Origin of the sequence: Chitinophaga rhizophila (assembly GCF_019492185.1) — a bacterium.
In the GTDB taxonomy this organism is placed as follows: Bacteria; Bacteroidota; Bacteroidia; order Chitinophagales; family Chitinophagaceae; genus Chitinophaga; species Chitinophaga rhizophila.
Genome location: NZ_JAICCF010000001.1, coordinates 418,466 through 440,805, shown reverse-complemented (window position 1 = coordinate 440,805; position 22,340 = coordinate 418,466). Strand labels below are relative to the sequence as shown.

Below are 22,340 nucleotides of genomic sequence, written 5' to 3'. Positions count from 1 at the left end.
ACAATACAGCAGGTAGCGTCAACTACTATTCAATGCTGTTTATCTTTAGACAGGCAAAAGTTGTACCTCTGAAACTTTTTTTGGTGTGTAATAAATATTCCTATATTTGTATCGTAAACGATATAATCGAAAACGATAGTCATATGAAACCATTGTATCAGACAAGTGCTACTGTAACAGGTGGCAGAAACGGGAAAGTAACAAGTGAAGATGGTGCGCTCGAGCTTGAAGTAAGGATGCCGAAGGAATTAGGTGGGAGCGGCGCTGGTTATACGAATCCGGAGCAGCTGTTTGCAGCAGGATATGCGGCATGCTTTGACAGCGCTTTGAATCTTGTGATGAGTCAGGCGAAAGTAAAGCCGGCATCACCCTCTTCAGTAAAGGCTGCTGTATCATTAAATCCTAACGGACAGGGAGGTTTTCAGTTGGGAGTAACACTCGGAGTAACGATCCCTGGTATTGAGCGTGAGCAGGCGCAGACTTTGGTAGAGAAAGCGCACGAGGTCTGCCCGTATTCAAATGCTACCCGTGGTAATATTGAGGTGCAGCTGGAAGTGCTTTAGTAATCAGGCCGTTGTTGTATAAGGGATAGCTGTATAAAGTTACCGGCGAAAGTGGTACCTTGTTGAGGATTTGACCTGTGAAGTATTTTTTATCTGCGACTGTCATGAAAGTAAAGAAACTGAAAGAGAATTACGATTTTTACAAACTGGAAAACCAGTTATGTTTTCCTTTGTATGCGGCTTCCAGGTTGGTAACCAGATGCTATCAGCCGGTATTGGATGAATTGGGTATCACTTACCCGCAATACCTTGTACTGATGGTGCTTTGGGAAAGCGACGAAGTGAACCTTTCTCTGCTGGCAGACAAGCTGATGCTGCAATCTAATACATTGACGCCTTTGCTGAAAAGAATGCAGGAGCTGGGATTAGTAGATCGGGTACGGTCACAAAAGGATGAAAGAAGTATTGTTATTTCATTGACAGAAAAAGGAAGAAACCTGAAGCAGGAAGTTCCGCGATTACAGGCGCAGTTGACGGATTTGGGTATTACGCTTGATGAGGCGATGCAATTGAAGGGTTTATTATCTAAAATTATTAATCACGCTGAATAGCGTTGTACCTGTTATTAAAGCCATGCATACCTGCATGGCTTTAATGCGCTATATACCCCGGGCGCTTTTCTCCTGTCTGATCTTTTTCAGGTTAACATAATTTGCCAGGAAAATTGCAAGTAATGACACGGGAATAGCCAGCAGTGCGCTGAATTTCCTCTTGGCGAAGGTCAGGTAAATCCCTACGGCAAGCATCAATATCACGGATACGGCTGCCAGTGTAACTGCTACTAATGTAATTTTTTCTTTTTTGAGTAGTTCCTCATTACTCATTTCGGTGGGTTGTCTGTTGGCCATTTTTTAGATTTTGGTTGTTATAAGTATCTTGTAAAATAATATTCTTTGCTAGATGTTACAATAGGTCAGAAAATTATGACCATTCCCCACTGCCTTACGTAATAGTTATTATCTGCCTGCATTTTTGTAGTTTGTACTTTATATGAAGAAACAGCTTGTTATAAATGGAGATAGTATCAATGATATTGCATCCTTTTACCAGGAGATCAACCGGGTGTTTATGGAACGGGAAAACTGGCAGATAGGAAATAGCCTGGATGCCTTCAATGATATATTGTACGGTGGGCTAGGTGCCATTGATGGTAATGAACCGGTTGAGCTGGTCTGGCTGAACATGGATAAAAGCAGGGTAGCACTTGGTTATGAAACAACGAAACAATATTACCAGGAGAAGCTGGCTCCCGGGTCACCTTACAATCAGTCTTTCTTCACCAGAAAGCTGGAGGAACTGGAAGCAGGAGGTGGACAAACCTACTTTGATATCTTACTGGAAATTATCGGTGAACATAAGAACATCACATTAACCAGGAAGTGATGCTTCTATGATAGTACTTCATTAGTCACTGTCACAGTACCGACTATCTTGTAATAAGGTGTCAGGCATGTATGAAGACTTATTACAAGATAGCCAGGCTGTTTTCTTTTAGAAACCTGTTTTGCAATTGATGGTACCGCCCATTTGCACGCTAAATCCCTTTGAGAAATTGATTGCTGTGCCGCTATGGATCACGATATTCTGACGACTTGTTACTGTTTTACCTGCTACGTTGACCGCTCCTTCTGATCTGTAAAGATACTCACTCTGAAATTCGTCTGCATTAGCAAAAGGAATATCTATTTTCTCTTTTAATGCAAATCCGCTGGGATGGACGGAGAACAACCGGTTATCATTACCTGTCAGCAGATTCCCTTCGGGTGTAAGGACTAGTCTGTTACCAGTAAGGTATCCATTGGCATCGAAAATTGTCATAGTAGGGAAAGTGACTGCTCCTGGCGATACCAATGTCAGCGATTGCTTTCCTTCTTCAGGATTCACAATATAGACATGCTCACTGGCATCCAATACGAGTGAGCTGGCCGGGTTAAGGCCTGTAACAGCAGGCGTGGGCAACTGTGAGCCATTAGTCAGCAGATAAGATTGCAGTTGTCCATTGTTAATGATAAATACTTTATTTGTGCCAATTACTGGTTGAGAGATCGCATCGGCTGTACTTTTTATACTCGTATGTATACGTCCGCTACCAGCATCAATCATAAATAGACTGCTGCCTTTGATTTGCCCATTGGTAACGCATACTGTGCCTCCTTTCACTGATGGTACAGGTACATCTTTAGCAAAAGTGGTTCCGATACTAGCTTCCCATTTTGTTGAACCGTCCAGACTATTAATAGCGATTATTTTTCCTCCTGCACCATCATAGACATAGACTGTCTGTTCTGATTCATCCAGGGCAGCAGTACCAAATGTGTTCTTGTTGGCAGTGTAAACCCATTTCAGTTTACACTGGGGCTGTGGTGTATAGGCGTAGATACCATTATTAGTAGAAAGATAGATGCTTCCGTCAAAGCCAATTACAGGAGCAGCAGTTGTTTGTGCGCTATTCTCAAGTGTTTTCGTGACAGGCATGATAGCACCTCCCTGATTCAACATGGCGAGTGTGTTGCCGGTTTGTCCGATTACGCAATGTATATCCCCTTTTCTATCTGCAAATGGTCCAAACTTCACAATTCCCAGAGATTCTATATTTGCTTCGCGGATAAGACGACCCTGCTGGGATAGCATTAGTAATCTGGAGAAGGGAGGTGTTGATGCCTGATAAGCTGTTATAACCTGGTCATTATTAATCAATGGATCTGACTTTATAACGTCACCATTACTGGTCGTAATTATGCTGTTCAGTTTAAATCCTGTGGCTGTTGTATTGGTCTGCCAGCCAAGCATAGCAGTATGTTGCGCGTCATATTTGTATTGAGGCCAACTTTTTTGCCTGACCTGGTTAGCTGGCATATGGTAGGATATTACAAGTTTAGGTTGCTTCGGCAGGTTACCTATTCTTTCTGTATAGTAGCCATATGTTTCGGCTTCTTCTGCTGCTAATATGCAAAAGAAATTGCCTTTCTTCCTGGATACCCATGTTTCGCCGTCTACAATATCCGGTTGAAGATGAATAGCTCGGCCAATATCGTCTTTCGATACCAGGGCTATAGCGCTACTGGAAGAATCTGAGATGTTGATAATCTGGTCGCCTCTGGCGCTGTTTAATTCATACAAATTTACACCCTGTTCAAAGACGGAAGATGTGTTCTTTACTTTATTCAGGTAAATGATCAGATCAACGGTGTCAATGATTGCCCCTTCTGGTATGGCATCCAGACTGAAATGCAGGTAGGCGGAATAATCATGTCTGACTTTCCTGTTCTGGGTAGAGGAGGAGATGAAAAAACAACTGTCATTTCTGCAAAAGTCTCTGGTTGACTGACTAACTGTTGATTCAACAGGCCGTTGGGTCTGTGTGTATGCTGGCAGAATGACCATTGTTCTAATATCATTATAGTGAACCTGCGCAGTTACATTACTTATAGTAGATAGTAACATGATCAGTAACGAGAAATTTGCTAGGTATAGCCCCTGCTTTTTTTGGGTCAGCAGCGATGTACATTTTATGGGGTTTGTTTTCATCATAAATATTTTTATAAGTGATAGGCATAATAGTATCCGGTGCGATCTGTTATGGCATTGGGCACGAATAATACAGGTTTGATACAACCACATTGCCTTTAGATATATATGCAAGTATAACAGTCCAGGCACAGCCATTAAATCCGATGGTGGCGGCAGTGAAGTTTCGCACATTCGCAAATACGGCAGGAAATTGCGGTCTGTCAGTATCAGTGACCAGGCTCCATCTATAATCGTGATCTTGCAGATCAACGCCTACTATCCAGCTACAGACTAATTGTTTACTGTTTCCTCTCAGATCACTTGATAGTATGTAACGGTAAGTGTCGGATACCGGGTCGGGTACACTGTTTAGTCTTGTTCTGATATAACACAGTGACGCTGCTGCCAGCCATTCCTCACTATAGTTCAGATCCGCATTACCTGTTTCATCCTGCGCCTTCACCCACTTGGTACCGTCGTACAGCCAGAGATCGTTTAATGTGCTTCCGTTGTAACGGGTAGCGCCTCCACCTATCCAGATGCTTTTCTTGCCATGCACGTCTGTTTGAACAGTAGCGGCAAACCTGCAGCGTTTTGGGAATGAGGCGTCGCCTGTAGGTACAGCTATCCAGGTGGTGCCGTCAAACCGCCATACATCGTTTAGACCATTACCATTTTTATCAGCTCCACCGATGACCCATATATTATCATTGCCGGCAGCGTCAGGATATATTACGCAGGCGTGTAATGAACGAGGCTTCATTGCAGGTGGGAAACGATACCTGGACGAATCGATGGTGTTAAGCCTGAGATTGAGCACAGATACGGTATTGACACATACGCTGATGTCTGCTTTGCTGCCACCTATAAAATACAACTCTTCGGTTCCGAAATGAACACAGGGGCAATGCACAAGCTCGGCCGGAATAGTTACATCTGTAGATAGGATATCGCGTGTTTTGTTTTGGAAACTATTCGTATGCGGCATCCATGTGATACCGTCAGATGATTTCCACAAACAGGGGGGAGTATCGGCTAAGGTAGAAAAATCGTCTCCTTTCTGCATAATAGCCCACATCATATCATCCCTTTCGTTGAGTATCAGGTCCAGGACTGTATATTGTTCCAATTGGTAGATGACTGTCCCGTCTTCATTGATCACTGGCACGCGTCTGCTGAAGTTATCTAATTTAGTCCATTTGGCATCTTCGCATACAGTTACTTCTCTTACGGTACTCGCGACAGACTCTCTCGCGCCATCCCTGGCATATAGGTGAAAAGGAGGGCAGGGAAACGTTCCTGGTTTGGCAGGTTTGAACTGTCTGGTATACCTGAATGATTTGCTTGGGTCAATGTTTGTTTGTGTGTCGAAACTTTGCCCGGTACCGTCTACCAGCTCGCAGATAACAGCGTCGGTGGTTTCGTAAGAAATAGCGATGTAAGTGCTGTCCTGGACGATTGAGGGATTTATTCTGCAGCTATTGATGACAGGTTTTTTATTAGCTACCTGTATGGCATTGTAGGTATAATCGGTTTCAGGGTTACCAATCACTGTATTGCCAGGTGTCTTTAACTTGAATGTAATGGGTGCGGTAGGTGGAAAACTCTGACCTTCAAGTTTATAAAGGTTAGGTATTACAAAAGTTATTTCGTTATTATAATCTTTAAAGTAAGTTTCGTCATCCAGAAAGGTGAACAGGATCTGGCCTGTCTGCAGACCGCGGCTGGGCCCTATCCTGCACAGAGGAGCGGGTGTTCTGGTAGTAATGATTTGCGGAGTAACGCCTTGCCAGTCTACTATATCAGCCAGACTGGTGAGATCTACTTCAATGAATTTAAGTAGGGTCTCGCTGTTGTAATCGCTGCAGGTAATGCTAAACGATACATTGGCGTTGGTACTGGATATTGTATTTTCCTTTGTGATCAAATGGTATGTCTCCATAATGCTGTTGTTGCTGTGGTAAATATTATTGTTGCTCATTTGTAGCCGGTGACAGTGAAAGGTAGCCTTCGTGTATCATTTGCGTATTGATTGAGCCACTCTGAAGGTGATTCTGATTATCAATATTCGTTTGCTGCCAGTCTCCTGTCGGTAATTGCTGTTTAAATATCCACTGGCGTTCCGGTTCAGTGCCCAGTGGTATAAAAGGGACTGTTCCCGCACCAAGAATGGGGGCTGCGAGCATGTCCAGCTCCATGTGTTTCAATCCGCCGGTGTAAGTATCGGGGAGATCAATATATTTTACAGGTAGTATGCCTGCATCTGCCTGTACTCCACCTCGGGGATCCATTAAAAGGGTGATAGCCTGCAGGGAGGGATCCGCATTAAATGCCAGTCTGACGTCATCGCTCGAGAAATATGGACTGGCAGGTTTGGGCATTCCGTAGGGGATATGCATTTCGGAAAATCCTTTACCATTGTCTTTAAAATAGCCAATCAGCCCGTCTTTGTTGTTGCGGGCATCTCCTAATGCAACAGGGAAGGATAAGTTTACTAAGCCCGGTGGTTTAGTCTTGCTTTCTTCCGTAATGGTGTGTTCATAATGCTGCGGTTGAGCAGGTAGTCCTTGCAATTCCATTTTCAATGATGCTCTTACCAGTGCTACTGGTTGTCCCATTATTCCAGCGATGCCAGGTGCTTGTTGTCCGGAGGATGTTGACAGGAAAAGCGCTGTCTGATTACAAAGCTCAAAAAGGGATCTTAGCGCTGCCCCTCCTGTAGGCTGTTCTTCATTGTCACGATAGTTGAGAAGGCCATTTACAAATCCCAGCAGATATCTGTTGGTAATGGCATCTTCCGGCGTTGTCTTGAGGGCGGTACCAGGAGGATTACTCCATTGTAACTGCGGCCTGCCATCAACGCTAATCATCCGCAACGCCCCGCATTTCAGACCGCTGGTAGCGTAAACATCCAATGACTGATCGAGATGATCGGGGAGCAGCCATCCGCACACAGGGTTGGTCTCCGGATCATTGCTGCTCTCCACAGGCAATTCAGATTGTGCACTGCACCATCTGAATAGTAGTCTTGCGGGTTGTGCCAGTCTGGGAGATAACGTGACCTGGAAGCTATTACTCAGGTGATTGAGGTTTTCAGCAATATGTATATGCCCTTTCTTTACAATGCTGCCTCCTGCGTTGATATCTACTACTTTCTGCACCTGTCCGAAAGCGTCGGTGATCCATAGTCTTGTAAATTGCAGATGACCAGCCCCAATCGGGAAGAAGTTAGCGGCTCCGCCAGACTTGCCAGAGACGTCCGGGAAGAAATACGCATCATTGGTGATGTAATTATCCAGGCTATGGTCACGTATCAGCTTCCACTTAGTATCCGCAGGATTTTTCAGTAGTGGCAATTGTATAGATTCTTGTCGCATCAGCAAAGCATCTGAAAACGAGCCGATCGTCTGCGACAAGTGTTGTCCTGCATCAACATTGGCAGGCAGCTGTTGCTTGCACAGGTCCGTCAGCATATCAGTCAGCAGTACTTTCCCGGAATACTCAATTGCTTTTGTTGTATCTGGTGTACCTCCAACATACAGGTACTTCTTGTCTTTCCATTGCCAGTCTTCCTGCTTGTATTGCCATTGTCCACCTGTCTGCGAGTAGGAGGGGATGAATTTCGCATACCATATAAGGTAAAGAGGTGTCCATGGATGTTTCCATTGCTGTATACCACGGGTGGCATATAATTCAGAAAGTGCATCCAGTGTCCAGGCAGTTGGTCTGATAATAGTACCATTACGAAGAATAACGCCTTTAAATTTACCAGTTGGTGTTTGTGCAACCAGTTGCAGTATATTTTTTAGGTATGCTGCCAATGCTTGCGTATTCGCATTGTTGCCCGGACTATCTTTATAATACTGCTGTGCCCATACCAGTGCCCAGGCGGGGTCGAATAGTATAGCTTCAGCATATAGCTGGGTGATGAGTAATATATTGTTTTTTAAAGAGCCAAGTTCTTTCAAGCCGAGGTTTGTGTTACCAGGTGAAATAGTTCGCCCTTCTCCGGTGGTATTGTCATTCAGAATGATGTCTGCAATAAGCTCAGTTGCTAAGCGACAGGGTAGTTTGTCGCCTTTACCCGGATGCTTGTATTTTGTTGATCCGGTGACGCCAGGACCGGAGAATAGCAATGTGGGATCATTGGCCTGCCAGTAACGTGGCATCTTCTTCTGCTTCAATTCGAACTGAGCAGGTTTCTCTTGTAGTGATACAAATGCAGGCATTTGCAGCATGAGGTTTTGCTGTGTAGTAACAATCGCTTGCTGTCCTGCCATTGTGGTTGTCATTGCGTCAATGTCAGCCTGCAGACGGTTGCGGTCTGCGGTCAGTCTGGCCAGAAGTACCTGATTATTATCTGCAGTTGCCATGATTATTTTATCGCACAGTGCCCTAAATTCGAGCATGAGCGATCGCCTTTGCTGGAATAGTCTGTCAGCAGCCTGTTGGGCCATGTTGATGGCCTTAAAAGCTTCAGAAAGGCCAGGATTGGTTTCCGGATCAGGAAAGGCGGGTTGGGGTGTATCCCTGCCTTCCTTGGCGTCGGTATCCTTTTCTCTATGGACGATTTCCCATAATGTTCCGCCATCGAAGGAAGTATAGGTTTGATTATCGACCAGCGTGTCCAGGGTGATGGCATCCACCGTATCTTTCAGTATATCGTAGAAATAGCCATTCAGTAATTTCTCTGCTGCTCCAGTCTGCCTTGACAATTGTGCGGTCTTAGCTTCTACTGCAGTGAGGCCAATACCTGTATTCACTGCTGCGCTGTTAACAGGTAGTGAGTATAGTCTGGCGGGGTCCCAGGTCACGCTATGTATGAAACCATGACATAGTATGCTGTCTGATAGTGTACCGCTCACCTGCCATTTACTTCTGATGTTGTCAATAATGACCTGATCTGCATTGATGAGCGGCTCAATAGCGGGATCTGAATACCATCCGGTGACCAGGTAAGAATATGTAGCGGCTGTATTATCGAGGCCGGACAGGTCATCCCATAAGCCAAACACATTGCGGCAATACTGGTAAATGCCAGCAAAGGTGGGATTACCCGGTGCGATGGCTGTGAGTGGTATTGTACTACGTGGTTGCTCCACTGTCCAGTTATCGAGAACTGTTGCCTTGCCTATATTGTGCGAGGTGGAAAAGCTGCCGTCCGGGTTTTGTATAGCCCAGGTACTTTTATCTGACAGGTAGGGGCCGATGTAATCACTTTCCAGGATCCATTTTTTGATGACAGGCTGACCATTCACAAAATGTGTTCTGATAACGAGCCATCGGTTAGGTACAGCTGGGAAAACGGTTTTACCATCCTGTTGTATGCCATTGGTGAGGGCCGCGGGTAGCGCCCAGTGCAGGTGAATGCCTTTTTCGCAGAATCCTCCACGGTTAAGTTCTTTTAATTCGCCAGGTTCCATATAAGTGCCTAACCGGGTGAAAAGCCCGTCATAGTCTATATAGAAGTTTTTCCAGTTGTAAGCCGTGTCCCGTGCAGTGACTTTGTCTACTATCAAGGCCTCGATTTTTATGGGAACTAATATTTTTTCACTCATAGCAAACCGGGTTATAATTGTGGAGATGTGTTCCAGTTATCGAATATGTTAAGCGTGTAGATAACCGGACTTTCCAGCATCTGAAAGGCAAGTTCTGCGGATGTTAAAACCTTGGTACCTTGTGCGGTTATGCTTGTGGCCACGCTTTGAAAGTCAAATACGCCATCAGGGCATTGCAAGGTGATGGTAGATTTGCCGACATTACCTGACTGATCTCTTAACGCTTTCTGGTAATTATTGCCAATGGCATCTACGCCAAAGTGCATGCCTTCGGGAGGCTGTATGAATAATAGCTGCTGAACTTTGCCTGCAAAGACACACAGTTGTATGTCGTCAGCTATTCGCTCGATTCTCAAAGGATGCTGCATCCAGCTACCTTTCTCATCTTTGGCAAAAACCTTGATACCTTTCCAGCCTGAAACCAGTTGAGAGCGTAGAAAGAAACCTGTTATATGCCCTTTTATAGATTGCGGCAATGGTACCTCTTCACCTTCTCCTGAAGGAATGAATCTGCTGTTTGCTTTATTGGTCATCAGATTAGCTGGTAGAAAGCGTCCTTCCTTGAGCATATTAAGTAGGGCAGTAGAGTCTTCCGTTGTAACAATGCCAAGGGCTCCACCCAGTAATGCCTCTATCCAGTCATAGTCTATGTAAAAGAGGCCAACTGCTTCTTTTGCAATTGCACCTCCTTCACGACTGATCAGATAGTTTTCATGCGGAATGAGGTAATTGATAGGTACGCCTTCCAGCAGGAAAAGTCTGCCAAGCCAGTCAGTGACCGCCGCTGGTATTTCGTGTAATGCACCACCGGCAGTAGCAATATTGTTCAGTTGTTGTTGAACAGCTTCTGGCTGATTGGAGAAAGGGACAGGAGATTTGTCGAAGTTACTGCCTGTATTGTACCAGGTGGCTAGAAAGTCCTTCATAGTATCTTCCAGGGAGGCTGTGGCCTCTATGTGTTCGTTGAAAGCGGCAGGAAGCAGTTTTGTGATTTGCTGCCTGCTGGCTGTCTGGACCACTTTTCTTTTTCCCTGCAGCTTCCATTGATATAGCGCAGTGCTGAAGGTTTTATCTTTCAATGCCAGCAGACGACCTAATTGCCATGCTGTTGCGTAAGAGACATCCGTGAGTCCTGTAAGCTGGTCAAAACGAAGGGCCTCACTCGCACTCTTGTAAATTTTTGTAACAGGATTAGCAGGCAGGAAATTTGGATTGAACGGACCCCGGTACCAGGAGTATGTCTGAACACCATTTTGTGTAATATGGGGTAGAAGCGTATAGCCGTAATCATATGACTTTTTCAGCACTTCATTGGTATTTGCTGGATAGTTCATTTTAAACGGACTAACATGCAAACCTTCACACAGCTCAAGAAAATTTTTACCTGCTGCCACTGTGAAGCTCCATGATTGTAATACCACAAGGCGCACTTTGTTTCTACCTTTTTTCTCGATGTATTGGTTATCTCTGAAATAGTTGTGATAACCTTCCAGTGATACGAGAAACACGGTATTCCTTACTGCACTGGACTGGTCAGCAGCTCTTACAGGCAGCCTGTTGCACATTAATGTTGAGAAGTAGCCGTCATCTTCAATGTCAGCACGTTCCTTATTCTCATCTACCTGTACTTTTCTGACGTGCGCCAGATAGTACAAATCTTCCTTTTTAGGTGCGATTCTTTTGAAGAGCGGCAAGGGTATGTCAATGACATCATAAGCGGTATTGACATCTTCCCAGGGCGCTAGTTTTGGGTTGTTCCCATTGGTAAGATCGGCAGATATCTCGGGTACAAATACATTACCTCCCGGGTCTTTCAGACTTTTTTTACCAGGCAAGATGGCATCTTCTGGTTTTCCCAGTCCTTTCATCTCGTCTTCGCTAAGTAATAATAGTGCCATCCAGGGGGCATGACGCAGCGGGGCCTGTTGTCTGAAAGCGGTATTATCATGCAGTTCTCCATCTATAGTACGCTCCCAGGGAAGGGTACGCCGTCTAAATACAATTTGTGGTAAGGTAGTTTCAAAACGGCCGGTGATATCCCGGGGAGGATATAAAGAATATATAGCTGCTTCTTCCAGGATAAAGCGTGGTGCGCCCACCCATACCTTTTTAACGGCTGTTTCAAAGTCACCGTTGAACTGCTTTGCCACTTCTACTGACAGATCAGCGGTGACGGTATATTCGCCTGCCACCAGTTGCGGCAGACTTTCATGTATGAACGCCAGTTGTTCAGGCGCTTGTAATATTGTTTGCTCAGTTGCCATCATCAGCTTTTGTATTTTGGCCAGTTTCCTTTTTGTATTGGGGTAGTCCACCCAGCTGTACTATTACAGGGTCCGCGCTCAATGCCGCTATCCAGGTATGCAGACTACCCGTAGTTGCATTACCTTCTTGCTCCTGAACCAGTAAGGCTGCTGCAATAATTGCCTCCCTTTTGGCAGTAATAGTAGCATCGTCCAGCTTATTATAGATCACGGTTTTGATAGGTGCGCTATACGCAGTATTGTCCGGACCTGTCAGTGCTGCTATGTAGGTCCAGCTTAAAGATGCTGCAATGATCCTGAACTTACCATCCAGGTTAAATCCCGGAGGATCTGGCGGGATGGGCGCAGCTCTAGGCGTAATTACAACACCTTTAATAGCATTTTTCAGCACTTTTACGTCTTCAGGATGGTCGTTACCAGTGCGAGCCTGTTCATGACTCCATAACGATCCCGGCACACCGGCAGTATAAGTGGAATAGTCAGGGGCTACGTTACCACTGAGCGGCTGTCCGTTCATTAATACTTTTACGTGGAGCGCTGATTGAAGGACTGTTTCGTGCATCGGGCGAATACCGAGCATCTGATTACGGTCTGCATATCGTAGCACACTATTGTCGCCCTGCATGTATGAGTCAGCGGCTATTTCATTGAGCACGCCTTCGTCGTTAGGGACGTTCACAGTCGTTACCGGTACGGCTACATCTACGGTTATTCTTAGCTGATGAGGATTGACCAGCAGATACTTGATTTCGCCTGTACTTGTCTTAATGGTGTATTCATTGATAATACCACTATTAATGATAATTTCAGGTGCAATTTTTTTGTTGGTATTGGTAGGAATGAACTGTTCTTTAAAGGCCGGCCAATCCAGTTTCTGAGGTTCTTTTCTGGCTCCGCTGCCAAACGGTATGGTGAAGGAGAATATACTCCAGTCAACATGCGCTTCGCCGGCAAATGGTGGTCCCCAGATCTGTAGCTGCGCACCCATTTCCAGCTTAAAATGGACGGTGAACAGGCCCATATCTATATTGGCTTCTATTCTTACCCTGATACCCATATCGAGCGCATACTGGAAGGGTGCCCATGCTATAAGCATATCGGCCCAAATGGTTATGCCGGCCGTCAGGAAGCCAAGACTGAACGTCACTTCCAGCCGTCCACCAGCCATAATGGCGTTTGGCGTTAATGCGTAGTATAATCCGCCCTTGATCTGTAGTTGGTTGGATATTTTCCAGTTCAGGCCCAGTCGGTCCACCTCCGGATAGTGAGCTGGCTTATTGAATTTTGGATGGTAGCCTCCCAGTGTGATCACAAAATCGCCGGCATGTGGTCCTTTTACCCATGCATAAAAAGCGAAACCTCCTGTTAGTTTACAGTTCCTGTCCAGCACGTAAGAGTTAGGCGTCAGCATCGCTTCTACCGCTATTACGTCGCTATCCGGTCCAAAGCTGATTTTCAGTGCGAGTTCCACATAGGCAATCGCTTTATTTTTTGACGGCCAGGCCAGTATAGAAAGGCCGAGTATAGTAAATTCAGTCCGTGTGCCAAATTGTACCATTAGCAGTACAAAAGATTCTATCAGCTTAAAGGACGTAAACTTAATACCAACAGCCAGCCAGTAATCCCCTGGCGATGCAGGAATCCATTCCTGGCTTACCAGGTCCGTTAGTACGTCATTCAGTGTTTTACGCGGATTAGGATTCAGCGCCATTGATACCAGCGGGAATGTGTTGACTTCCCGTATTGATGGTACTTTTACTTTACGATTGTAGCCAAATCCTGCTGCAATACCTGTTACGAAAAAGAATGCCGGTCCACCGATAGTCCCGGCGTACATTGCATAGATGAACAAAGAGACAGCGCCTTCCGGCTTTGGATTGATCAGTTTACTGTAAGCCCCGATTCCACTGATGGTGAAATTTGCCAGCGACAGTTGCGCTGCGCCGTAGTAAGAGTATTGTTCTACATCCGGAACAGGAGTAGTTCTGAGGAACATGCCGCTGATACGCACAGGATCCTTGGTGTAAGATAATCCGATGCCGTCGATATAAAACTCCGGCAGGGTAGGAGGGAATTTCCATTCCAGTTTAAAGCCCAGTCCAAGACTGATCAACTGCATTCCCATACCGGCCATCAGCATAGAGGCATCCAGAAGTAGTACTACTTTACCATCATTGTACATAAAGCCGAGACGTTGCACTGTCACCGGACCGATTCGCTTATCAACCTTTGTCCATTTTGCTTTTGCTGCAATATCACCGGGCAGGGTGGTGACTGCCGGCGTATTATTACCAGGAGTATTTCCTTCATTGGCAGGAGGATATGTCTTACCTGTTCCCTCATTCAGCACATAATACGCTTCATCGCCATTAATAAGCAGTTGCACAGACACGTTAAAGCCAGGTGCGACATTTACTAACGGCAGCCCTGTATAACGTTGCAACTCGGCTTTTGAAAAGCTGCCACTGGCGTACAAGGCTAATACTTCTCTGAATGCAAATGCATCATCTTCGGCAAACAATGGTCCGGCAAGCGGTAAATCGTCGAGTGCGATGTTCAGTCCTGCTCCCATGCCAGCCAGAAGTGCTGTTGTGCCATCCTGCGCTTTGCGGTATAGGAAAAAGGCCTTAAAATCATCCAGCGATAGGGATACGTCCGGAATTGTATTGGGATCGTTAAACAGGCTGCCAGCTATGTCACGTAGTTTAAGGGTGGTAGTGCCGTCATGTATGTACCCGGCATACATATACCAATCGTCTCCTACTTTTTCATAGCTGACGCTAAATTTATGACTGCCCGTATGAATGACACCGCCGAAGGTAAATGCGCTATCTGAGCCTGGCGTTTTTTCATAAGCTGCTTTGATTGTAGCATTTACTACCCGGCCGTTAATTGTAAGCACACTGTCAAACAGCATACTGAATTTACTGGCATGTTCCCCCGTACCATATTGTAAGGAGATAGCCCGGATACCGGGTAGCTGGTCAAGGAAGCCGGGTAGTTCAGTTTTATCGTCTGGCGCAAGTGCATTGAGCAGCGCAGGCAAACCGATACCTTTCGGCTCTTCAGTCTTTAGCGTTGCATATACTAACTTGTCAGTACCGTTCATCCTGAGGCCGACAGATATGTCAAACTCAACCGCATCAGTATCGCCAATGCGGGTTGAGCCTGAAATATCCAGCAAAAAAGGGTGGGGTTGCGTCATAATTCCTGATGCCTGTTATAGGGAGAATATTCCGACAGCGAATTGTCTTTGCGGGAGAAATTGTCCTGGGTGTTAACTTTCTGAAAACCCGGGGGCGTTAGCTTTTTGGTGCTTCCAGTGAAGGGTTTACGCCGATATTCGTCACTCTGAATCCTACTTTCTTAATAGTGAAGTTACCAAAGCTGATCGTCTGACCTTCCTTGGATGTTACCCAGAAATCGAAGGTTTTCTGTGTAATGTTATAGTAGAAGTCTTTGAACTGTATGATAAAGTCTTTCGGCTCTTTGGTTGTTGCACCATTCGCATCTTTGATAGCTGGAAATTGCGGTACAGTGCTGTCACCGGTATTTCTTTTGATCCAGTCGATCAATACCTGCAGGTTAATTTCGCTGCCGCCTGCTTCATCTGTCTTATCACTAAAATCAATGATCCAGTCGCCTTTTGGATTCAGTTTGCTGATAAGGTTACCCAATCTGATATTCACGATGGCTGCCGCAGCATCGTTACCTTCAGGGCCGATGGTCAGCTGACCATTTACACCGACGCTGTATTTTGATGCGTTGGTCAGGCCGCTGATGGTTGCCGTAGTACCGTCCACTACCAATGTTCCGTTTACTGCGCGGATTACTTCTGTAGTGCCGTTAGACCAGGTCACCTGTATGTTGTCATTTGCAGTAGCAAATTGTTGCCAGGCGTCTGCACTAACATTCTTTGCGCTGATCTTTTCAGCGAAGAGTGTCTGGCTGGCGAATCTGTCAATTTCAGCCTTAGGCAATGGGGTAGTCTCCCTCGAAAGGTTCTCGATCTTTGTAATTGTCATGTTTTTATTTTTTTGTGGTTAATGTGTGGTGTTTGCAGGGTACGCGCCTGTTATTAATACTTGATGATGTAGTTGATGGCAATCCATTTTGGACGGTTTCTGTCGTTGGAATTGCCGGTAGTAGTTGATATCTCCGGAAAGATATAGCTGTGTGAGTGATCGCCGGCTTCCTCTGTAGACTGATTTTTTACATCGTCGCCACCTGTGTCAATGGAAGTGAAAGGCCCTTTACTCATTCCTCTGAAATACCAGTTGTAGGGAAACTTGTGACGATGTCTGCCTGCCTGTGAGCTCGTCATCGCTTTCTGCGGTAGATAGATACTGTGATTGTGCACGTCGGGGCCACCGCCTCTTCCTGGTGCGTCCGCAGGAGAAGCTGTGCCAGCGCCCATCAAAAAGGTCTCGCGCAGATCAGGTACTCTAAACCTATCAGCACCTTCTGTACCATAGGTATTACCAATAGCAGCGTAAAGTTCACGTTGATCTCCATTCATCAGATAAGAGTTACCATTGCAGAGCAACCATCCAGGAGGAGCCGTGCTGCCGGCAAAAGGAAGAATAGTTCCTACAGGCATAATGGGGCCTGTTTTGTCAATAAACCGGCCATTGGCTTTTACATTTCCTTCTACCTGCAGTTTTTCTCCAGGGGTGTCTGTGCCAATGCCGACATTGCCATCGGCCTGAATTTTCAGCGCGTTAGATTGCGCGTTTACTTGACTAATCGCGGTATTGCACACGAATGCAGTAATGAGCAGTTTTAGACTGTGCTTCATTGTGTTAGTACAGGGGTTAAAAATTAAAAATTAAGTATGTTCGGGACTTTGCCTTTAATGCATTTCCAGGGCGTTATTTTTGAGGTATTTTGAGGTGCTCCGGGTCTGTAGAAAAAGTCAAGGTCAACAGTAACGGCACTCCGTTACAGTAGTGAATAATGCTGGGGCGTAACATAACCAGTGTTGTTGGTGTTTTTTTTTAAGGGTAACAGAATTGATTTGTGAGAGCAAAGTTAAAGACTAAATGCACACAAATCAAAACATTATGTGCAGAAAAAAAGACTAGACATCTTTAATTTATTTGCTTACCGCGCCAGGTTAAGACAGTAAAAAGTTTCGTCGATTTCTTGGTTTTCTGCCCGGCTTTTTTCATCCTGTAATTTAACCATTCTTGTAATTTTTAGTTGCCTGATCACTTAACCGGATTAATTTGCTTCGATCTTATGTTACCTGAAATAAATCAGGCAAACAGCCTAGAAATTGGAGCTTCTCACTATAACTTTTTACCCTGACTGACACCGTCTACCCGTTTCACATGCTGCCGTTATCTTCTGCAAGTAACCGGATGATACGTTCTACTACCGGACTGTTTTCATTCTTTCTCCAGTTGATATAGAGCTCCGCATTGAATGCAACAGGTATAAATCTGACACCTTTTACCTGGGAGGCTTCATAAGAGATAGGCATGATGGAAATACCGTATCCTTTTTCTATCAGTGCCAGTATTGCAGATCCAAAGTGTGATTCTATTAACACGCCTGGCTGTATTGCATACTTGTCAATAATGGACTTCATTGACATGTCATACGAACTCTGTGGCATCAATGGTGGCATAATAAACTTCTGCCTGTTCAATATTTCTGGTGTCAGATCTTCATGTGTATTGATATTGCTTTTTTCTGATACGACAAAGGCAAATGGCTCAGTACTTATATAGCGGGAGTCAATAGCATCTTCTCTTAGCTGGTCCCTTGTATAGGCAATATCCAGTCTGTAGTTCTTTAAGCCCTCTGCTTCTTCACCGTAGACAAATTGCGTCAGCTCTATTTTCAGCTTCGGATAAAGTGATGATATCTTACGTACCACTTCCGGGATAGTAGTACCGCTGATAGAGGGCGGATGAGATATCCTTACCACGCCTTGTTCTCCACGTTCCAGCTGTTGCGCATATAGCTGGGTTGCCTCTAATGTATCCAACAGGGGTAACCATTTATCATACAGAAATCTGCCGGCGTCTGTCAGCGATACATTGCGGTTATCCCTGTCAAACAGCCTTACCTGTAGCTCGTTTTCCAGGTTCTGTATCTGGCGGCTGAAGGCAGACTGGGTAAGATTGACCTTCTGTGCTGATTTCATAAAATGCAGCTCGCGGGCCAATGCTATAAAGTATCTGATCTGTTCTGTAGTCATGATTTATGCAAAACCTGCATCATTTGTGCCGAATATAGCATTGTTTCGGGATAATTGGCAGACTAATTTCGCGGGATGAATCGGAAATATGTATATCTGTTGCTCGTAATTCTCGGCACCAGCTTTTGGGGAATCTCTTTTAGTCTGGTGAAAATGACTGTCCAATATACCTCTCAGTCCGTTTTGCTATTCTATAAATTCGCCATTGCCGCCCTTGTATTGTCAATCATCTTCTTCAGACAACTGAAACAGATTGATTGTGCTGTATGGAAAGCAGGGATGATTACCGGCGCTGCATTAATGGCCGGTACCAGTCTGCAGACAATGGCCATCAAGCACACCTCCGTTTCCAATGCTGCCTTCCTTTCGGGCCTGGCAACGCTGTTAATACCCATCCTGAAGATGACTTTATACCGTAAACAGGTATCCCCGAAGATTTGGTTCGCCTGCATTGTTGCTCTGGTAGGACTGTATATGGTGGCAGTGCAGGACGGGTTTACGCTGAGGTCCGGTGATATATGGGCCATTGCAGGTGCCGTAGCCTTCTCATTTTACATTATTTATGTTGGGAAGTACGCTACGGCTGAAAAAGTAATTCCATCTGTAATTACCATGATGACCTGTTGTGCCGTCGGCTCTGCGGTTATGGCTATCTTTGATACTCAATCAGTCTGGATACCCCTGCATGCCGATTTCTGGTGGGGTATACTGTTTATTGCTTTACCGGCAACGGCTTTTATGTATGCTGTATCTAATACTGCACAACGGTATATCGGTGACGAAGGGGTGGCCATAGCCTACCTTTTCGAGCCTATATTTGCTGCTGTTGCAGGTGTATACCTGCTGAACGAGCATCTTACGGTGAATACGTTCATTGGCGGCGGATTAATCATCCTGGCCATGTTCATTTCAGAATACAATTTTCCGGGCCGGAAATTAACTGTTAAACAAGCAAACATATGAATATCCGAATCAGACAGGCATCCGCTGAAGATGCCGCCGCAATTGTGAAGATTGGCGCTGCTACATTCATAGAGGCTTTTGCTGCCTTCAATACCACGGAGGGTATACAGGATTATATAAGTAAGAATTTCTACGAAGAAAAGATCCTGGAGGAATTGAACTGTCCCGGTTCTGTATTCTTTCTCGCTTTTGACGCAGATACAGTGATAGGGTATACCAAGCTGAATACAGGAGATGCACAGACGGAGCCTCAGGGCGCTGATGCCCTGGAAATTGAACGTATCTACGTCAGCGCTGCCTATTACGGCAAGGCTGTTGGTCAGCTACTTATGGATACTGGTATCAACTATGCCCGGCAGGCTGGTTATCGGCGCATATGGCTGGGTGTATGGGAAGAGAATCAACGGGCATTGGCTTTTTACAGAAAAGTGGGATTCGTTCCCTTCGGAACACACGTTTTTACGATAGGTAAGTCTGATCAGACAGATATTATGATGCAACAAATATTAGCTTAAACAACTGCACATCCGTTTTGGATAGCGCATTGGATAGTCTGCTATTTTTCACCGTCGTTATTGACACGTATGAGAATAGGATTAACAGGATCTGTCTCATAAGGACCGTCAATATCACTTATTGCTTTCAAAGTATAACGAAGGATCTACACCAGGCTGATCCAACCAGATAGCATGAGACCAACCTCCTGCGGATCCTTCGTATATAGTCCTATCGCTTTACCAGCGAAACGATCTTTTTTCCACCAGTAATCACCAGCACCATAAACAGGCCTGCTACCAGTCCGATTGCCATCTCTTTGATCATACCTGGTACTGTTGGCAGTAAATGGTGTAAATATTCAATATTATGGACAAAGATGCCCCCCGAAACCAGTATCAGTGCGATGGTACCTACAACACCCAGAATCCTGATAATAACAGGCAGCGACTTTACCAGTAATCCACCCAGGGCAGAAAGGAAGCCTTTGTTATCAGAACGCTTGATCAGTTTGTAGCCTGCATCATCCATCCTTACAATCAGCGCCACAATACCGTATACGCCTATAGTTGCCAGCAGGGCTACGATGGAAACAGAGAAGATCTGTATTGTCAGACTTTCACTCCGCACAGTTTCCAGGGCAATAATTACAATCTCTACTGAAAGGATAAAGTCGGTTAATACTGCAGATTTGATCTTCGCTTTCTCTGCTTCTGGATCATTTTGCAGAATAGGAGCTGGCTCACCATGACTAGGCGCAGAGCGGTGGAATAGAAATTCAACAATCTTTTCTACGCCTTCATATGCGAGGTAAAATCCGCCTAGTATCAGGATATATTTAATTGCTATCGGGAAAAAGAAGTTTAGCAGTAGGGCGATAGGTACTATGATTACCTTGTTGATAAGCGACCCCTTCGTGATTGCCCATAATACCGGAAGCTCTCTTGAAGAAAGGAATCCGGTCGCCTTTTCTGCATTCACCGCAAGATCGTCTCCTAGAATGCCCGCTGTTTTTCTTGTTGCTATCTTGGCCGTGACCGATACATCATCCATTAAAGCAGCTATATCATCCAGAATAGCAAAGAAGCCTGATGCCATAAAATTAGTTCGTTAATTGTTCGCAAATTATAGATTGAAATCGAAATATTACAAAAGCGCCTATACGGAATATACTCCCGTCAACCGGAGTTATCCGGCCATCTTTATTGCTTTAAGTTTGAGATGGCCTTTAGCCGTAACGTCAAACAGGTAAATGATGTTAAATTCCATCGTCTGCTCATCTTCTCCTTCACTACCACCAGGTATGCCTGTGGCGGCCAGATTGAGTACTAAGGAGTTCTCAGCCTTATCCCAATTCACATACATGATATAACTGGTGGATTCCGTACTGTCTACTAAGGATACCGTTTCATATTCACTCCGCTTTAAAAGCTCGTCTGTTTTTACTTTCAGCAGTGTCTTAATGAAATATGGAGGAAACAGCCGGCTGAAGTATTGCCTGAAATCTTTTTCCGTGAAAGGTTTGGCTTCATCCGGCAGTTTCTCCAGCGCCTTTTCGTTAGCTCCATAGGCCAGGAACCAGATCTCATTGCTTTCATCCAGGATGGGAAAGTCAATATATACCCTGGCTTTTGCAATATCATGTTGATACACAGCATCGCGGAACTGCCGGAAGTTGTATATCCAGTAGCTCGTATCTTTCTGTGTAAATGCAGGGGTTGGTGAATCAAAAGTAGTTTGTGCTGAAGCTGTTATAAAGCAGAACAGCAACAGGGAAGCCATCAGGGTTGTTAGCCGGGACATTGTACGTTTTTAATGAATTGAGGCGTGAAACTAGAAAATTTAATTGTAACTAAGAAACCGGTTATCATTCCTTCCCGATGACTTATCACGCAGAGGTTCACTTGTTAATAGTTGGTAAAAAAATTCATAACCTGGTAAAATTAGCAGAACTTTGCGCCCTTTACAACTTTAGAGCAGGGCGCAGTGAGCAGACCAGTGTCAATTTCCTCAGTATTTTCTCATTTTGATGCATCGGCAGATGCGGAAAACCTGTCCCGTGGACTGGTATTCTCTCCCGATAACGGTACGCACCCACTTTGCCTGCTGGCAGTAGCGGAGTTACAAACCTATCTGCAGGGACAGCCCGAATGGAACCATAATTTCGGTTTGTCCGGGGATATAGAAAAGGTGATTGGTAAGATGTTCGGGGTATTGGTTGTCCGTACAAAGGATGATCACACCGGTTATTTATGGGCATTTTCCGGTAAAATAGGTGGAGGCAATCACTACCCCTCGTTCGTGCCGCCCGTTTTTGACGGTTTGCAGGACGGGAGTTTCCTGAATGCTGGTATGCGTGAGCTGACGGCGATTAACCAGGAAATAAATGACCTGGAATCCCTGGCAGTCCATCCGGATAAATACAGAATACAACAACTGAAGCTTTACCGTAAACAGCATTCTCTTGCATTGCAGCAACAATTGTTCTCCCATTATCACTTTTTAAATAGTGCAGGCGTTTCCAAAAGTCTGCTGGAGCTGTTCAATGCTGCAGGTTACAGGCAACCGCCGGCGGGGGCAGGGGAGTGCGCCGCCCCAAAGTTATTACAATATGCCTATCTCCATGGTATGCAGCCGCTGGCAATGACTGAGTTCTGGTGGGGGCTGTCTCCTAAGTCAGCTACCTGGAAGCATGGCCGCTTCTATCAGCCCTGCCGGGAGAAATGCGCTCCCATTCTCGCACATATGCTGTCTTAAAGGATCATTCCTGTCAGATCGT

At 45.2% G+C, this 22,340-nt stretch carries 17 protein-coding genes; 6 read left to right on the top strand and 11 right to left on the bottom strand.

Translation table 11 applies throughout. The features are described from left to right. Window positions 1-143: 143 nt before the first annotated feature. Both K1Y79_RS01635 and K1Y79_RS01630 read left to right on the top strand, forming a co-directional pair. A complete protein-coding gene (locus tag K1Y79_RS01635) occupies window positions 144-563 on the top strand; it encodes an organic hydroperoxide resistance protein (RefSeq protein ID WP_220248255.1) in 420 nt (139 codons plus the stop codon). Window positions 564-667: 104 nt separating this feature from the next. Next, entirely contained in the window at window positions 668-1,114 is a 447-nt protein-coding gene (locus K1Y79_RS01630; RefSeq protein ID WP_220248254.1) for a MarR family winged helix-turn-helix transcriptional regulator, read from the top strand. 48 nt (window positions 1,115-1,162) lie between these two features. Here K1Y79_RS01630 and K1Y79_RS01625 read toward each other — a convergent pair whose 3' ends face one another. After that, complete coding sequence (locus tag K1Y79_RS01625; protein ID WP_220248253.1) at window positions 1,163-1,411, bottom strand: hypothetical protein; 249 nt, start codon at window positions 1,409-1,411, stop codon at window positions 1,163-1,165. A 142-nt stretch (window positions 1,412-1,553) separates the two neighbouring features. On the opposite strand from K1Y79_RS01625, the gene K1Y79_RS01620 reads away from it, so the two are divergent. Then, window positions 1,554-1,946 (top strand): barstar family protein, encoded by a 393-nt coding sequence (locus K1Y79_RS01620; protein ID WP_220248252.1) that lies wholly within the window; start codon window positions 1,554-1,556, stop codon window positions 1,944-1,946. Window positions 1,947-2,054: 108 nt separating this feature from the next. On the opposite strand, the gene K1Y79_RS01615 is transcribed toward K1Y79_RS01620, so the two are convergent. From K1Y79_RS01615 to K1Y79_RS01580, 8 genes are all read right to left on the bottom strand, one after another. After that, on the bottom strand, window positions 2,055-4,007 hold the full coding sequence (locus K1Y79_RS01615) for an outer membrane protein assembly factor BamB family protein (RefSeq protein ID WP_220248251.1): 1,953 nt from the start codon (window positions 4,005-4,007) through the stop codon (window positions 2,055-2,057). 133 nt (window positions 4,008-4,140) lie between these two features. Then, the gene (locus tag K1Y79_RS01610) at window positions 4,141-6,015 is read right to left on the bottom strand and encodes a Kelch repeat-containing protein (RefSeq protein ID WP_220248250.1); all 1,875 of its coding nucleotides are present in this window, start codon (window positions 6,013-6,015) and stop codon (window positions 4,141-4,143) included. Between the two features lie 25 nt (window positions 6,016-6,040). Continuing rightward, window positions 6,041-9,631, bottom strand: coding sequence for a hypothetical protein (locus tag K1Y79_RS01605; RefSeq protein ID WP_220248249.1), 3,591 nt, complete (start codon window positions 9,629-9,631; stop codon window positions 6,041-6,043). A gap of 11 nt (window positions 9,632-9,642) precedes the next feature. After that, window positions 9,643-11,898: a hypothetical protein gene (locus K1Y79_RS01600; protein WP_220248248.1), complete on the bottom strand. Its 2,256-nt coding sequence runs from the start codon at window positions 11,896-11,898 to the stop codon at window positions 9,643-9,645. Beyond that, entirely contained in the window at window positions 11,885-15,100 is a 3,216-nt protein-coding gene (locus tag K1Y79_RS01595; RefSeq protein WP_220248247.1) for a DUF6603 domain-containing protein, read from the bottom strand. The genes K1Y79_RS01600 and K1Y79_RS01595 overlap by 14 nt, the downstream gene beginning before the upstream one ends. A gap of 97 nt (window positions 15,101-15,197) precedes the next feature. Continuing rightward, on the bottom strand, window positions 15,198-15,920 hold the full coding sequence (locus K1Y79_RS01590; protein WP_220248246.1) for a hypothetical protein: 723 nt from the start codon (window positions 15,918-15,920) through the stop codon (window positions 15,198-15,200). A 53-nt stretch (window positions 15,921-15,973) separates the two neighbouring features. Continuing rightward, window positions 15,974-16,693: a tail fiber protein gene (locus K1Y79_RS01585; protein WP_220248245.1), complete on the bottom strand. Its 720-nt coding sequence runs from the start codon at window positions 16,691-16,693 to the stop codon at window positions 15,974-15,976. A gap of 531 nt (window positions 16,694-17,224) precedes the next feature. Beyond that, complete coding sequence (locus K1Y79_RS01580; RefSeq protein WP_220248244.1) at window positions 17,225-18,103, bottom strand: LysR family transcriptional regulator; 879 nt, start codon at window positions 18,101-18,103, stop codon at window positions 17,225-17,227. 75 nt (window positions 18,104-18,178) lie between these two features. Between K1Y79_RS01580 and K1Y79_RS01575 the strand changes: the two genes are divergently transcribed. After that, entirely contained in the window at window positions 18,179-19,066 is an 888-nt protein-coding gene (locus tag K1Y79_RS01575) for a DMT family transporter (protein WP_220248243.1), read from the top strand. After that, a complete protein-coding gene (locus K1Y79_RS01570; RefSeq protein ID WP_220248242.1) occupies window positions 19,063-19,581 on the top strand; it encodes a GNAT family N-acetyltransferase in 519 nt (172 codons plus the stop codon). The genes K1Y79_RS01575 and K1Y79_RS01570 overlap by 4 nt, the downstream gene beginning before the upstream one ends. 211 nt (window positions 19,582-19,792) lie before the next feature. Here the strand turns inward: K1Y79_RS01570 and K1Y79_RS01565 are convergent, their stop codons facing one another. Both K1Y79_RS01565 and K1Y79_RS01560 read right to left on the bottom strand, forming a co-directional pair. Next, a complete protein-coding gene (locus K1Y79_RS01565; RefSeq protein ID WP_220248241.1) occupies window positions 19,793-20,659 on the bottom strand; it encodes a DUF808 domain-containing protein in 867 nt (288 codons plus the stop codon). A gap of 90 nt (window positions 20,660-20,749) precedes the next feature. Beyond that, window positions 20,750-21,364 carry a hypothetical protein gene (locus K1Y79_RS01560; protein ID WP_220248240.1) on the bottom strand — a complete coding sequence of 205 codons (615 nt, stop codon included), beginning with the start codon at window positions 21,362-21,364 and terminating at the stop codon, window positions 20,750-20,752. A gap of 183 nt (window positions 21,365-21,547) precedes the next feature. Here K1Y79_RS01560 and K1Y79_RS01555 point away from each other — a divergent pair, with 183 nt between their 5' ends. Continuing rightward, window positions 21,548-22,318 (top strand): pseudouridylate synthase, encoded by a 771-nt coding sequence (locus K1Y79_RS01555; RefSeq protein WP_220248239.1) that lies wholly within the window; start codon window positions 21,548-21,550, stop codon window positions 22,316-22,318. Window positions 22,319-22,340: the final 22 nt, after the last annotated feature.

Coding starts and splice junctions, on each gene's coding strand:
- K1Y79_RS01635 (WP_220248255.1), top strand. CDS start 144: ATGAAACCATTGTATCAGACAAGTGCTACTGTAACAGGTGGCAGAAAC.
- K1Y79_RS01630 (WP_220248254.1), top strand. CDS start 668: ATGAAAGTAAAGAAACTGAAAGAGAATTACGATTTTTACAAACTGGAA.
- K1Y79_RS01625 (WP_220248253.1), bottom strand. CDS start 1,411: ATGGCCAACAGACAACCCACCGAAATGAGTAATGAGGAACTACTCAAA.
- K1Y79_RS01620 (WP_220248252.1), top strand. CDS start 1,554: ATGAAGAAACAGCTTGTTATAAATGGAGATAGTATCAATGATATTGCA.
- K1Y79_RS01615 (WP_220248251.1), bottom strand. CDS start 4,007: ATGTTACTATCTACTATAAGTAATGTAACTGCGCAGGTTCACTATAAT.
- K1Y79_RS01610 (WP_220248250.1), bottom strand. CDS start 6,015: ATGGAGACATACCATTTGATCACAAAGGAAAATACAATATCCAGTACC.
- K1Y79_RS01605 (WP_220248249.1), bottom strand. CDS start 9,631: ATGAGTGAAAAAATATTAGTTCCCATAAAAATCGAGGCCTTGATAGTA.
- K1Y79_RS01600 (WP_220248248.1), bottom strand. CDS start 11,898: ATGATGGCAACTGAGCAAACAATATTACAAGCGCCTGAACAACTGGCG.
- K1Y79_RS01595 (WP_220248247.1), bottom strand. CDS start 15,100: ATGACGCAACCCCACCCTTTTTTGCTGGATATTTCAGGCTCAACCCGC.
- K1Y79_RS01590 (WP_220248246.1), bottom strand. CDS start 15,920: ATGACAATTACAAAGATCGAGAACCTTTCGAGGGAGACTACCCCATTG.
- K1Y79_RS01585 (WP_220248245.1), bottom strand. CDS start 16,693: ATGAAGCACAGTCTAAAACTGCTCATTACTGCATTCGTGTGCAATACC.
- K1Y79_RS01580 (WP_220248244.1), bottom strand. CDS start 18,103: ATGACTACAGAACAGATCAGATACTTTATAGCATTGGCCCGCGAGCTG.
- K1Y79_RS01575 (WP_220248243.1), top strand. CDS start 18,179: ATGAATCGGAAATATGTATATCTGTTGCTCGTAATTCTCGGCACCAGC.
- K1Y79_RS01570 (WP_220248242.1), top strand. CDS start 19,063: ATGAATATCCGAATCAGACAGGCATCCGCTGAAGATGCCGCCGCAATT.
- K1Y79_RS01565 (WP_220248241.1), bottom strand. CDS start 20,659: ATGGCATCAGGCTTCTTTGCTATTCTGGATGATATAGCTGCTTTAATG.
- K1Y79_RS01560 (WP_220248240.1), bottom strand. CDS start 21,364: ATGTCCCGGCTAACAACCCTGATGGCTTCCCTGTTGCTGTTCTGCTTT.